The organism is Methylophaga sp. UBA2513, assembly GCF_002341285.1.
Taxonomy (GTDB): Bacteria; Pseudomonadota; Gammaproteobacteria; order Nitrosococcales; family Methylophagaceae; genus Methylophaga; species Methylophaga marina.
On sequence record NZ_DDNT01000014.1, the window covers coordinates 47,377 to 61,093 of the forward strand.

Consider the following 13,717-nt stretch of genomic DNA (forward strand, 5'->3'; position numbering starts at 1 on the left):
CATGCTCAATCAACTCACTGTGAAAAAGAAACTCTTTGTATTGTCGGTCCTCGTTGGAATGACAATCTTACTGATGATTATCTTGGGCCAGATATTCCTGTCTAAAATTATTCGACTGGAAGAAGCTTCGATTCAGGCAGTGAAGCTAGAAACGAATATGCTGATGTTGCGCCGCCATGAGAAAGATTTTCTTAACCGACATGAGCTGAAATATCAAGATGAGTTCCATCAATCTCATCAGCTCTTCCTTACCAACCTCGATCAGCTTGGACAGCGTCTCGACGCACTGAATCAGTCACATGAATCAGAAAACCGCGTTCGTACTGTCTTGGTAGAGTATGGCGAAAAATTTAACCAAATAGTGAATATTGAACAAACCATTGGCTTAACACCGACTGATGGCCTTTATGGTAAGTTACGTAGTGCCGTGCATCAGGTTGAAGAAACCATCAACACATACGATGACGATAGTTTATTAGCTGCCATGTTAATGCTCAGAAGACATGAAAAAGACTTTATGCTTCGCTCTGACAAAAAATATGTCAGTAAATTTGAAGATGGGTTTACCGACTTCAATCGCCGTCTGGAAAACAGTTACCTGAGTAGTAGTGTAAAAAACCAAGTCCGTAGTGAAATAGAATCGTATCGTGCTGACTTTCTGTCATTAGTGAAAGGCTACGAAACGCGTGGCATGAATGCTGAGTCAGGCTTACTGGGTGAGTTGCGTAGCACGATTCATCAAAGTGAAGATGCTCTTGCGGGGCTTGGTCAACATATTTCTGACGAAATACCCACTGCTGTTAAAAATGCAAAAATTACTGTGTTTGTGATTGCTTTGACACTGGCTGCCCTGATTCTATGGCTCATCAGACTAATAAGCCAAAGTATTATTATTCCGCTTCATCAGCTTTCTGAAACCATGCAGGAAGTCGAAAAAAATCGTGATTTAAGTTTACGAGTTGATGATAGCGGCAAAGATGAAATTGCTGAAATGGCACGTTCATTCAATCTGATGACCGCATCCTTTCAAAAATTGATCCAACAAGTCATGACTTCTGCTCTCACTGTAAGTGCCGCAGCAGAAGAACTATCCGTGGTCGCTGAACAGACCAAAAAAGGTGTTATCAATCAACAAAGCAGTAGTGAACAAGTGGCCACGGCCATGAATGAAATGACGGCAACTGTTCAAGAAGTGGCTCGATACGCTGCAGAAGCGGCGAATTTATCCAGAAGCTCTGATAGTGAAACCAGTCAGGGTCAATTGTTAGTTAAAGACACAATCAGCTCTATCAAACAGTTAGCTGACCAAAGCTCAACCAATGCCGATGCAATTAAAAACTTACAAGCTGAAAGTGAAAACATTGGCACAGTCCTGACCGTTATACAGAGTATTGCTGAACAAACTAATTTATTAGCCTTGAATGCCGCCATTGAAGCTGCCCGCGCCGGTGAATCCGGCCGTGGTTTTGCTGTTGTTGCTGATGAAGTCAGAACCCTTGCGCAACGTAGTAAAGAGTCTACTGAAGAAATTAAAACCATTATCGAACGTCTACAAAACGAAGCAAATCAGTGTGTCGCTGCTACCTTGAAGGGTAAAGAGTATGTCGAAGCCACTGTCACCAAAGTGGGAGCGGCGGGAGAAAGCCTGACCACCATCTCTGAAAAAGTCCGCTCTATTATGGATATGAATACGCATATTGCCAGTGCAGCAGAAGAGCAAAGCGCTGTGGCTGAAGACATCAACCGCAATGTGAATCATATCGCCCAAGTAGCAGAAGAAAATGCAGAAAGCACTTCACAAACAACGGAAACCAGTCAGGGCCTTGCCGGATTAGCGGCAGACTTGCAAAAACTCATCACTCAGTTCAAAGTCTGAATCTAAGATACGTCATGGATGACGACTTGATGTTATAGCTTGGCTGTACAGGTTACATTTATGATGAATACTCAGGACTAGATTCAGGATGACATATTATGCCCTTGTACCATTTGTTCATATTGGTGTTACTGAGTCTGACATTACTCGGATGTGATTCAGACTCTGCTCAACAAACACTCAAACAACAACAGCTAACGATAAGTGGCAAAATAAGCTATCGCGAACGTATCGCGTTACCCAAGCATTCCAAACTCATCATTAAACTCGAAAACATCACCAGCGCCCAAAAAAATGGTGAGGTGGTGGCTGAAAAAACTATCTCTCTCGGCAACCGCCAAGTACCTATTGATTTTCAGCTGCAGGTGTTCAAAGACCAACTCAATGCCGATGAAAATTATGCACTTCGTGCTTCCATTCAGAACAAGCAAGGGGAATTAATCTGGACCACAGATGAGCTGAATCTGATTCCCACTGACACGCATGAAGTGTCACTGGGTGTGCTCAATTTGATCTCTTTCCAGCCACCTGAACATCAAAACAGTCATACGGTCATGTTTCAATGTGGCGAGCAGCAGATCACTACCGTCACTAAGAATGAATCCATGCAGCTCAAAATGAATGATGATTTATATATGCTGTTTCAAGTACCCAGTGCCTCAGGAAGCAAGTACCAGTCTAAAGATAAATTGGTCAACTTCTGGAATAAAGGCCATCAGGGCATTTTGACGATTGCTGATATGAGTTGGAGTCACTGCACTGCTGTGAACCAGGATCAAGTCGAACAACTCCCATTTCGCGCTCAGGGACACGAACCAGAATGGTCGCTGTCGGCCACATACGACCAAGTCATCATGACATGGGATGGAGGACAGAAACAGAGCGTCCTCGGCGAAACTGAATTGCATATTTACCATGCTGGTTTTGAATTGAAAGCCTATTCAGACACTCGTTATATCAAAGTTGAAACGTTAGCAACACTATGCCGTGACGATATGTCGGGATTACCCTACCCTTATCAGGTCAGTGTACGTTTAGATAATCTCGATTTTCAGGGATGTGGAGGGCACAGCCGTGACTTATTGGTTGGACAAGAGTGGATTGTTCAGGATATTAATCAGCAAGGCATTATTGATTTTTCACGTCTGACCATGACCTTCGATGATCAAGGCCGCTTATCAGGCTTTACCTCTTGTAATCAGTACAGCACAGCTTATGAGTTCAATGAACGGCTGGACATTGCTTCTGCCATCACTACACAGAAAGTTTGTCCGGTGGCCATCATGAATCAGGAAAAGGTATTTTTGACGACCTTAGCCGATGTTGAATCGCTGGATATCAGCATTAATGGTGCACTAGTATTGAAAACAGCAGACGGGCGGACGATTACCGCCCGTCGCTGATAAAGCCGGGCTTTATTTCATTACCACATGATTGTGACTATGGTAACGGCGTTTACCTTCCAGTTTTCTTAACATCACATAGAAAACCGGGGTAAAGAACAAGCCGAAGAATGTGACCCCGAGCATGCCTGAGAATACAGTGACACCAATATCATTACGCATTTCGGAACCGGCACCGGTAGATAAAACCATCGGTACCACGCCCATAATGAAGGCGAATGATGTCATTAAAATTGGTCTTAAACGCATACGGCTGGCTTTGATAGCCGCTTTTACCGTTTCCATGCCATCGATTTCAAGCTCTCGGGCAAACTCAACAATCAATATGGCATTTTTACTGGCCAGCCCCGCCAACACAAAGAAACTGATCTGGGTGAAGATATTACTATCCCCATCGGTTAACCAGACACCCGTTACTGCAGCCAGAATCGATAATGGCACAATGGTGATAACGACCAATGGCAAGATTAAACTCTCATATTGTGCCGCTAAAACTAAGAACACCAGTAACAAACACAATGGGAAAATAAATAAGGCAGTATTCCCACTAATGACTTGTTGATAGGTTAAGTCAGTCCATTCAAACTCCATGCCTGAAGGTAGGGTTTTCTCCAGAATTTCGCTAATGGCATCCTGTGCTTGTCCACTGGAATAGCCAGGCGCCGCATTACCATTTAAATCTGCCGCGAGATAACCATTGTAGTGAGCGGCACTTTCCGGCCCATAACTCTCTTTCATCTCAAGCACGCTTCCTAATGGCACCATATCACCATTGCTATTACGTACTTTTAAATTCAACGCATCATCGGGCGCATTACGATAATCTGAATCAGCCTGAGCAATAACCTGATAGGTACGACCAAACTGGTTAAAGTCATTGATATAAAGCGACCCCAGATAAATCTGCATGGTGTCAAAAATATCTTTGATGTTTAAGCCGAGCTGTTTCGCTTTTGTTCTATCCAAATCAGCATAAAGCTGTGGCACATTGATTTTATAGTTTGAGTACACACTGGTCAGTGCCGGACTCTGCCAGGCTTGACCTTGGACTTGCCCAACGACTTCAGCCAGTTTCTCGTAGCCCAAGTCAGCACGATCCTCAATCTGTAGCTTGAAGCCACCCGTCGTGCCCAAACCACGTACAGGTGGTGGTGGGAATATGGCGATAAAGGCCTCTTCCACCTGAGCATATTTTGCCTGCAAGCGGCCAGCAATGGCAGCAGCAGATAAATCAGGTGAATGCCGTTTATCAAATGACTCCAAGGTCACAAACACAATCCCAGCACTTGGACTATTGGTAAAACCATTTACCGAAAGCCCAGGAAACTGAACGGCGCTCTGCACGCCTGGTTCTTCCAGTGCCAGTCGTCCCATCTCCTTGATCACTTCCTGAGTACGAGCTAAAGAAGCGCCATCGGGCAGCTGGGCAAAACTGATTAAATATTGCTTATCCTGTGCAGGGACAAAGCCTTTGGGTAAACCATTTAGTCCGTAAACTGTCATCCCCAGCAGGATGATATACAAAAATGACATTAAGACTTTATGTTTAAGCAGGCCACCAACTGAGCTCGAGTAGCCATTCGACGCTTTTTTAAAGGTCTTGTTAAAGATGTTAAAGAACCAGCCAAACAGAAAATCCATAATTCGCGTCAGCTTATCTTTCGGTGCATCATGCCCTTTCAGTAACAGTGCCGATAATGCCGGGCTCAATGTTAAAGAGTTAACAGCAGAAATGACGGTTGAAATAGCGATAGTTAAGGCGAACTGCTGATAAAACTGCCCGGTTAAACCACTGACAAAAGCAATCGGTACGAACACGGCCACCAAAGTCAGGGATATCGCCACTATTGGACCGCTGACCTCGCGCATGGCCTGATAACTGGCTTCTAGCGGTGACAAGCCATTTTCAATATTCCGCTCGACGTTTTCTACTACCACGATGGCATCATCCACCACGATACCAATCGCTAGAACCAGTCCAAATAAAGACAGAGTGTTAATGGAAAAACCAAACACATGCATTAAGGCGAATGTGCCGATAATCGATACCGGGACAGCCAACAACGGAATTAAAGATGCACGCCAGGTCTGTAAGAACACCACCACCACGATAACAACTAAAACAAGCGCTTCTAATAAGGTTTTGATAACCGCCTTAATCGAATCACGAACAAACACTGTCGGGTCATAGACAACGCTGTAATCAACGCCTTCCGGGAAGTTATTTTTCAACTTCGCCATGGTGCTGCGAATATTATCAGAGATATTAATCGCGTTTGCGCCAGGTGATTGGAAAATAGGAATCGCGACAGCAGGTTGGTTATCCAGCATTGAATTCAGGCTGAATTCAGCCGCTTGCAGCTCAACTCTCGCGACATCTTTTAGACGCGTCACCTGACCATCACTACCTGCACGGATAATAATATTTTCGAACTCTTCCGGTGACTCCAGCCGGCCTTTAGCATTGATAGGCAATTGCACATCAACCGGATCCGTCATCGGCGACCCACCAATGATACCTGCAGCCACCTGAACGTTTTGTTCTCTGATGGCAGCAATCACATCCATGGCCGTCAGACCACGTTCGGCCACTTTTTCAGGATTGAGCCAGATACGCATCGCGTAGTCACCAGAACCAAACAGACGCACCTGCCCCACACCTTCTACTTTGGCTAGTTCATCTTTAACATGCAGCACGGCATAGTTACGCAGATATAACTCATCATACTGCTTATCTGGAGATGTTAAATGCACCACCATCGTCAGATCAGGTGCACTTTTCACTACTGTTACACCAAGCTGACGCGTGACTTCTGGCAACCTAGGTGTGGCCTGAGTGACACGGTTTTGCACCATCTGTTGAGCAAGGTCAGGATCGGTACCAATTTTGAACGTGACCGTCAGTGTCATACGACCATCTGAGGTAGCCTGAGAAAACATATAAATCATGTTTTCTACACCACTCAGTTGTTCTTCCAATGGACGCGCCACGGTTTCAGCGATGACTTTTGGGTTAGCACCTGGGAACTGAGCATTAACGACAACAGATGGCGGTGAGACTTCCGGGTATTCTGATATCGGTAACTGAAACATTGACAGTAAACCGGCAATAAAAATAAGAATGGATAAAACACCCGCGAAAATGGGTCTGTCCACAAAAAACTTTGAAATATTCATTGCGTTCCTTCGTTACGCTACAAAGCGATTTAACTGACTGGCAGCATTATTCTGTCGTGGCGGCTTCATCTGTTTCAGCCACGGATTTGGGTGACACCACCATATTCGCACGGACATGAGACAAGCCATTCACCACGACTCGGTCACCCGTATTTAATCCTGATAACACCAAGCGTTTACCTTGATGATGTCCGCCTAACTGCACTTCCTTATACACAGCCTGATTTTCAGCATTGATAACAAAAACAAATTTCTTATCTTGGTTGGTGCCGATAGCCCGATTTGGAATCAATAAAGCCTGTTGTTTCTCTGCAGCCCCAACTCTGACATTGGCATACATACCGGGTGTTAACGCCCCATCTTTGTTATCAAAAATGGCACGTGCCCGGATGGTGCCGCTGGCAATATCTAACTGGTTATCTAAAGAATGGATTTCACCGTGATAGACCACACTTTCATCTGCTGCCAATGTCATATCGACTGGCATTTTCTGCTCGGTATGATTATTTCTCATCATTTTGATATAGGTTTGCTCATCTATATCAAACTCAGCATAAAAACGATCATTGGCTACGATGGTAGTCAAAACAGGTGAACTTGGCGCCGTCTCAATAATATTACCTACCGTTAATTCAGCGCGGCTGACTCGCCCGGCAAACGGCGCACGGATATAGCAATAATTCAGGTTCAGTTTCGCTTGAGAAACAGCACTTTCCGCCTCACGTATGGCAGCCACAGAAACCTGATTCTCATTTTTTGCTGCATCAAACACACTGTCTGAGACTAATTTATCTTTAACTAATCTTTCCGCACGAGCTAACTCATCTTTCGCTAATGTCGCTCTTGATTTAGCGGATGCCAATTGTGCCTCAGCGCTCGCTAAAGCAGCTTTATATGGACGTGGGTCAATAACAAACAGCAGTTCATTCTTCCCCACTAGTTGGCCATCATCAAACAATACTTTTTGAAGTTCACCACCCACCAAAGGTTTGATATCCGCTTTATCAACCGCACTGAGACGACCTGAGAAGCGTGTCCAGATACGGACTTCTTCAGGTTGAAGTGTAATGACCTCTGCCACAGGCGGTGGCGGCGTGTTTGGCGCTGCCGCTTGAGCCGGCTCTTCACCTTCATTTGCGTAAGACATATACGCTGCGCCAGCAGCAATACAAATAAAAATAAACAGAATCAGCTTTAACCAGCCACGGTTTTGATGATTTGATGATAGTTCAGACATGAAAATCTCCGTGAGCCAGACAGCTCTGGCAGGTCCCTATAAAAACTATCCTTGACAGGATAAATCGCAACAGAATACATACCGACCGGTATGCTAGTCAATATGACTGATAAAAATAGTCAACTTTTCACTAAGTTTTATATAAAACAACCATATACCCCTTAAAAAGGTAGATGTAATATGGCTGATGACAAAAACGCGAGGGATTTATTCATCCATTTTTCTTGTCACACAAACCAAGCGGTATTTATACTATCCAATTAAACGAACGGTTTATACATATATGTCTGTTACTGAGACTCGAGAAAGACTATTAGCCACAGCACTGGAGCTGATCTGGCAAAGCAATTACAACTGTGTGGGCGTCAATGATATCTGTCGTCAGGCAGGCGTCACTAAAGGTGCGTTCTATCACCACTTCGAGTCTAAAGCCTCTTTGTTTTGTGAAGCAGCAAGTTATTACTGGCAAGTGATAAGAGCTGATCTGGACGCGGTTTTTTCTCCTCTATACACCCCACTTCAACAACTCGAAAATCTCATCGAATTCGTTTTCAAATCTAAAATCAATACTCCAAACAAACGCATACCAGGTTGCCCTTTTTTTAATGCGGGTGCTCAAATTGGAACAGATGATGAAATGGTGTTAGAGGCCTTACGCTCTCTATCACAAACCGCTATTAACTATGATATTGCACTTGTTAGAGCACTGGACTCTGCGGGTTACTTACACTATAAAACAGAACCAGAAAGCTTAGGCCGGATGATGTATAACTACATTCACGGTGTGATGAGTTTTTCTCATCTTCAGCCTGATATCTCGACCGTGAGAAAAGATCTGCCTGAGGGCTTGTATCGTTTACTTGGGGTGAAAGAAGAATTCTGGTTTGCTGAATCGGCTACCTGGCAATCTGAGCCGACATTAAGTAAATAAAATTATCCCTCACGAAGTGGCCAACTCTCTATAACCTGATACTGGATACCATCTTCAGTGGATATAGACTCAACCAGTGCAAAAGATACAGCTGCTAATGACACGGGTTTAAATGTGATGTGAGGCCGTTTTTTTGCTTTTCTTGCTAGCGTGATGTGGGCACGAAATGGACGAGCTTCCTGTCTTATAGGTAGATCTGCCATCATCAGGTTTAATGCATTCACCAAGTTATATAAAGACATGGGTTGTCTTTGACAGGTCAGGCACAATACTTTTGGTTTCGGCCAATAATCCAGCTCGTTAAACTCAAGTGATATTGGCGTTACTCGAATATTTTTGGCTCGCTCAAGCAAAATGGTGACAAGTCGTTCTTCGACATTGCCAATAAAAAACAATGTCATGTGAAAATTACTTGGCTTTAATTTTCTCAACCCAAGCTGATCACACTGTTGAGATAACAACTTGAGTCTCGTTCTGGTGAGCTCATCTGGCCATAATGCAAAAAATAAACGTCGCACTATTGTTCAATCAAAACACAATGGTTTGATTTCTGCCTTGCTCTTTTGCTCGATATAAAGCCATATCGGCACGTTTAATACATTCATCAACTGCTTCATTTTCATTATATTCAGTGACACCGAAGCTTGCCGTGATGTGTATAGCCTCCAAACCAAAGTCGGTACCCGCAATAAACTCTCTCATATGCTCGGCTACCGCTCTTGCCCCCACATTATCGGTTTCAGGACAGACAATTAAAAATTCCTCACCGCCCCACCGGCCAACAATATCAGTATCTCTTAAATTATCAGACAACATATCAGCAATCTTCTTGATAACTTCATCGCCAACAGTATGCCCATATGTGTCATTCACTTTTTTGAAATGATCGATATCTATGATGATCACAGAAAATTGATGCTGATAGCGGTAATATGTTTGTAGGGCTTTTTCAAATGCTTCGTGTAAATAGTATCGGTTAGGTAAGCCAGTTAACTGGTCATTTTGTGACATACGGACCAGTTTTTTATTTACGGCTTGAAGCTCGTGATTATGACGGTGAATGACGCGGTAGCGATACAAGGACAGTGCCAGAATAATCAGCAAGCCAGCGAGTAGCTTCCACACCAAACTATAATCTGCATCATATTGCACCGTCACAGATAACCATTGATTCATAATCTGCTGACGCTGAGACTCATTTGTTGCGTCAATGGCTTTGTTATAAATGGATAACAGTTCAGGTAAATCGCGTCTTATTCCCACCGACATATCGTAGTGCTCATCAAGCACACCACTTATTTTTAAATGTGAAACGCCGTAAGCCAGCATTTGATAATTGATACTCGGTACAGTATCGATAAAGGCAAACGCCATACCTTTCTCAACTAATTTAAGCCCCTCACCTGCATTATTGACTTCAATAATAGTTAAGTCTGGATAATTATTTTCGATTAATTTAATCGCTGCATAATCTTTCACCATGACAAATTTTTTGTCTTTGACCTGAGCAAGGTTAATGATGAAAGGAATATCAGGATGAGTGGCTAGAGCTAGTGAATACTGAATATGAGGTTTAGTAACGGTTAGATAGTCGCGTCTTTCAGCCAAGTCCTGAGCGCTGGATAAAACATCACACTTTTTTTGTTTAATAAACGCGAGGGATTGTTCCCAGCTATCTGTGTGAATCAAAACAACGGGTTTGCCCATCATTTGAGACCATAATTCATGAAAGCTGGACATGATGCCTGTGTACTGGCCGTTTTTATCGATCCCCTCATAAGGCATCCAGTCGGGGTCGGTGCACAGATGAATTTCATCTATTGAGTCAATAAAATTCTGCTCAGTCTGCGTTAATATGAGTTCAGACTGAGCATTAACCGGCGCCTGCAGTAATATGAAACACCCAAATAACAATACATACTGCAAGCGCATTTTTATCTTCCTTGACGCTATCATTTAACTCACATGCCAATTTATTCTTGGTGTCGAATAAATACCCATTCATCTTTTTTTGACATATCGGCACTGAAACGATAGCCATCAGTGTCAAAATCCTTAATTCTATAAGGATCTTGTAACTCATGCTCAATGATGTAACGACTCATCATACCTCGTGCTTTTTTTGCATAAAAACTGATCATTTTGTACTGACCATTTTTCCAGTCTTTAAACACGGGTGTAATGATTCGAGCCTTTAATTTTTTTGCTTCAACTGCTTTAAAGTATTCATTCGAAGCGAGATTAATCAGCACCTCATCCTGCATGGCATCTTCAGCTTGTAATGATTGGCGAATGTCACTACCCCAAAAAGCATAGAGATCTTTACCTTTGGCATTGTCTAATTTAGTCCCCATCTCAAGACGATAAGGCTGAATCAGGTCCAAAGGTTTCAATACACCGTATAAACCAGACAAAATTCTGAGATGCTTTTGTGCAAATGTCAGCTGCTTTTCATCAAGCGTTTCTGCATCGAGACCGGTATAAACATCCCCTTGAAAAGCCAGAACGGCCTGTTTTGCATTATCAAGACTAAAAGGCGTTTGCCAGGTCTCATATCTTGCTACATTCAACCCGGCTAGCTTATCACTGAGTTTCATCAAACTGGCAATATCTGCTGTACTCATTTGACGCAAGGTGTCAATCAGTTCTTGTGAGTGAGATAAAAATCGGGGTTGTGAGTGTTTTTGTGTTGTGGGTGGCGTATCAAAATCTAAGGTTTTTGCCGGAGAAATAACGGTCAGCATAAATTTTCCTGATCAATTCAAATAATTAAGTTAAAAATGTCAGCGAGTTAGAGGGTGTCATCTTTATCAGGTCTCACCTCAGGTTGAAACGCATTACTTTTCCAGTCATTAAATGGAAAAGGACGGCGTTCACTGGTGTAGGTTAAAAATGCCACCACACGATACACATATTGAGATAGATCGGCTGCAAAATCAGCGATATCTTGATTCGGCTTACCTGTGATAAGGGCAAACAGTAACTGAACCAGCACAACAAGCCAGACAACCATCATGCTTAAATACAAAATAATGGCAAACAGCACCATGTAAATGATGCGTGTCCATTGATTTTTGTTACTCATATTTTCTTTAAGTTGTTCATTATCCATATCTTCTCTCCTTGTATCAGTTCATATTTAACTTTATCACTTCCGCTTTTATCTGGTGAACGCATTTTCACATTGCCAGAGACAACTAGAGCTCAAACGTGATTTATGGGACACTTATTTAATTGTGGCAAAGATAGATAAAATCAACATGAAGACACTCATTGAGCCCGTCATTAACGCGATTGAAAACTTTATTGATCTGACCGGCCGGATGGTTTCATGGCTGGTGTTAGTTATGGTCATTCTCATCTGTTATGACGTCGCCATGCGCTATTTGTTCAACTATGGCTCTGTCGCACTGCAAGAATTGGAGTGGCATCTGTTTGCTCTGGTTTTTTTACTGGGTGGTGCATATACCCTTCGCCATGACGCCCATGTCCGCGTCGATATTCTTTATCATAGCCGGTTTATCAGTGACACTGGCCGCGCTTGGATATCATTACTCGGCACCCTACTATTTTTGTTTCCCTTCAGCATCATGATTGTGATGACAGCATGGCCCTTTGCTGAGAATGCATTTTTTTACAATGAAGGTTCTCCAGACCCGGGAGGGCTACCCTATCGGTTTATTTTAAAAGGCGCGATATTAGCCGCGTTTGTCTTGATTATGCTGCAAGGCCTTGCAGAAATATTGAAAAATTTACAGTTTATCTGCTTTAAGGAGTCTAAATAATGGAGTATTGGGCTCTGGCCATGTTTCTGGTTTTATTTTTACTGCTGTTAATCGGCTACCCGGTTGCTTTTACTTTGGGTGCCATTGCTCTTGGGTTTGGTACGGTTTTCCTGGGTATCGAATTTTTCAGCCTGCTACCGCTCCGCATCTGGGGCATTATGACGAATTTCACTTTATTGGCTGTTCCGTTATTCGTATTCATGGGCGTTATCCTGGAAAAATCAGGTATAGCAGAAGAATTACTGGACACTATGGGCAGGCTATTTGGCAGCTTGCGTGGTGGCCTGGCTATTTCGGTGGTTGTGGTCGGTGCTTTGCTTGCAGCCACCACTGGCGTGGTGGGCGCTTCTGTCGTCACCATGACGGTTATTGCTTTGCCATCCATGCTTAAACGTGGTTATTCACCAGAGCTTGCCAGTGGCACTATTGCCGCTTCTGGGACCTTAGGTCAAATTATTCCTCCCAGTATTATTCTTATCCTGTTAGGTGATGTTGTCGGTGTTCCTGAAGGTGAACTATTTATGGCAGCGGCTGTACCGGGAGCGATGCTGATTTTGGCCTACATTCTTTATGTTGTCTGGACAGCCTGGCGCCACCCTGAATCTGCGCCCGCCATCAAAAGCCTCGCTAATCAATCACCAGACTTACTTTTCAGCGTTATTAAAAGCCTTGTACCACCACTATTATTAATTCTAGCCGTGCTGGGCTCTATTTTCTTTGGTATTGCATCGCCGACTGAGTCCGCTGCTGTGGGAGCGTTAGGCGCGATTGTGCTGGCCGCCATCCATCGACGTATGAACCTGAATAACTTACGCGAAGCACTTCAACGCACGACTCGCCTAACCAGCATGGTATTTATTATTTTTATAGGCGCGACCGCATTCGGTCTGGTCTTTGTCGGTATGGGTGGTGATAAGCTCATTCTCGACCTCTTTACTGCGTTACCCGGTGGGAAATGGACCTTTCTTGTAGTCAGTATGTTGCTTATCTTCTTCTTAGGCTTTTTTCTGGACTTTATTGAAATTTGTTTTATCGTCGTCCCGGTCATTGCTCCCGTTGCCATACATATGGGCATTGATCCATTGTGGTTTGCTTTATTGATAGCACTGAACTTACAAACCTCATTTTTGACACCGCCATTCGGCTTTTCACTGTTTTACTTGAAAGCCAGCGCACCACCCACTTTAAAACTGGAATCCATCTATCGCGGTATCGTGCCATTTGTCGCGATACAAGTGATTGTTTTAGGCTTAATCATTGCCTTTCCGCAAATTAGCCTGTGGTTGCCTGAGATGATGTCAAAGTAAA

The 13,717-nt window shown here is 43.5% G+C and carries 11 protein-coding genes; 5 read left to right on the plus strand and 6 right to left on the minus strand.

Annotation, left to right across the window (positions count from 1 at the left end):
• The first annotated feature begins 1 nt into the window (after position 1).
• Together B3V56_RS08010 and B3V56_RS08015 are read left to right on the plus strand one after the other, a co-directional pair.
• The gene (locus B3V56_RS08010) at positions 2-1,876 is read left to right on the plus strand and encodes a methyl-accepting chemotaxis protein (protein WP_289283416.1); all 1,875 of its coding nucleotides are present in this window, start codon (positions 2-4) and stop codon (positions 1,874-1,876) included.
• 98 nt (positions 1,877-1,974) lie between these two features.
• Positions 1,975-3,279, plus strand: a complete 1,305-nt coding sequence (locus B3V56_RS08015) for a YbaY family lipoprotein (protein WP_289283415.1) — start codon at positions 1,975-1,977, stop codon at positions 3,277-3,279.
• A 12-nt stretch (positions 3,280-3,291) separates the two neighbouring features.
• Here the strand turns inward: B3V56_RS08015 and B3V56_RS08020 are convergent, their stop codons facing one another.
• Entirely contained in the window at positions 3,292-6,456 is a 3,165-nt protein-coding gene (locus tag B3V56_RS08020) for an efflux RND transporter permease subunit (RefSeq protein WP_286304097.1), read from the minus strand.
• A gap of 46 nt (positions 6,457-6,502) precedes the next feature.
• A complete protein-coding gene (locus B3V56_RS08025; RefSeq protein ID WP_289283411.1) occupies positions 6,503-7,693 on the minus strand; it encodes an efflux RND transporter periplasmic adaptor subunit in 1,191 nt (396 codons plus the stop codon).
• Between the two features lie 283 nt (positions 7,694-7,976).
• Here B3V56_RS08025 and B3V56_RS08030 point away from each other — a divergent pair, with 283 nt between their 5' ends.
• Positions 7,977-8,624, plus strand: a complete 648-nt coding sequence (locus B3V56_RS08030; RefSeq protein WP_286304095.1) for a TetR/AcrR family transcriptional regulator — start codon at positions 7,977-7,979, stop codon at positions 8,622-8,624.
• Positions 8,625-8,626: 2 nt separating this feature from the next.
• Here the strand turns inward: B3V56_RS08030 and thpR are convergent, their stop codons facing one another.
• The 4 genes from thpR to B3V56_RS08050 are packed head-to-tail and all read right to left on the minus strand — an operon-like array spanning position 8,627 to position 11,736.
• Entirely contained in the window at positions 8,627-9,142 is a 516-nt protein-coding gene (gene thpR / locus B3V56_RS08035; RefSeq protein WP_289283410.1) for an RNA 2',3'-cyclic phosphodiesterase, read from the minus strand.
• A 10-nt stretch (positions 9,143-9,152) separates the two neighbouring features.
• The gene (locus B3V56_RS08040; RefSeq protein ID WP_289284154.1) at positions 9,153-10,556 is read right to left on the minus strand and encodes a diguanylate cyclase; all 1,404 of its coding nucleotides are present in this window, start codon (positions 10,554-10,556) and stop codon (positions 9,153-9,155) included.
• 41 nt (positions 10,557-10,597) lie between these two features.
• Positions 10,598-11,368, minus strand: coding sequence for a peroxide stress protein YaaA (gene yaaA, locus B3V56_RS08045; protein WP_286304092.1), 771 nt, complete (start codon positions 11,366-11,368; stop codon positions 10,598-10,600).
• 47 nt (positions 11,369-11,415) lie between these two features.
• Positions 11,416-11,736: a DUF4389 domain-containing protein gene (locus tag B3V56_RS08050; RefSeq protein WP_289283408.1), complete on the minus strand. Its 321-nt coding sequence runs from the start codon at positions 11,734-11,736 to the stop codon at positions 11,416-11,418.
• Positions 11,737-11,884: 148 nt separating this feature from the next.
• Here B3V56_RS08050 and B3V56_RS08055 point away from each other — a divergent pair, with 148 nt between their 5' ends.
• A complete protein-coding gene (locus B3V56_RS08055) occupies positions 11,885-12,409 on the plus strand; it encodes a TRAP transporter small permease subunit (protein ID WP_289283407.1) in 525 nt (174 codons plus the stop codon).
• Entirely contained in the window at positions 12,409-13,716 is a 1,308-nt protein-coding gene (locus tag B3V56_RS08060) for a TRAP transporter large permease (protein WP_289283406.1), read from the plus strand. The genes B3V56_RS08055 and B3V56_RS08060 overlap by 1 nt, the downstream gene beginning before the upstream one ends.
• Position 13,717 lies beyond the last annotated feature (1 nt).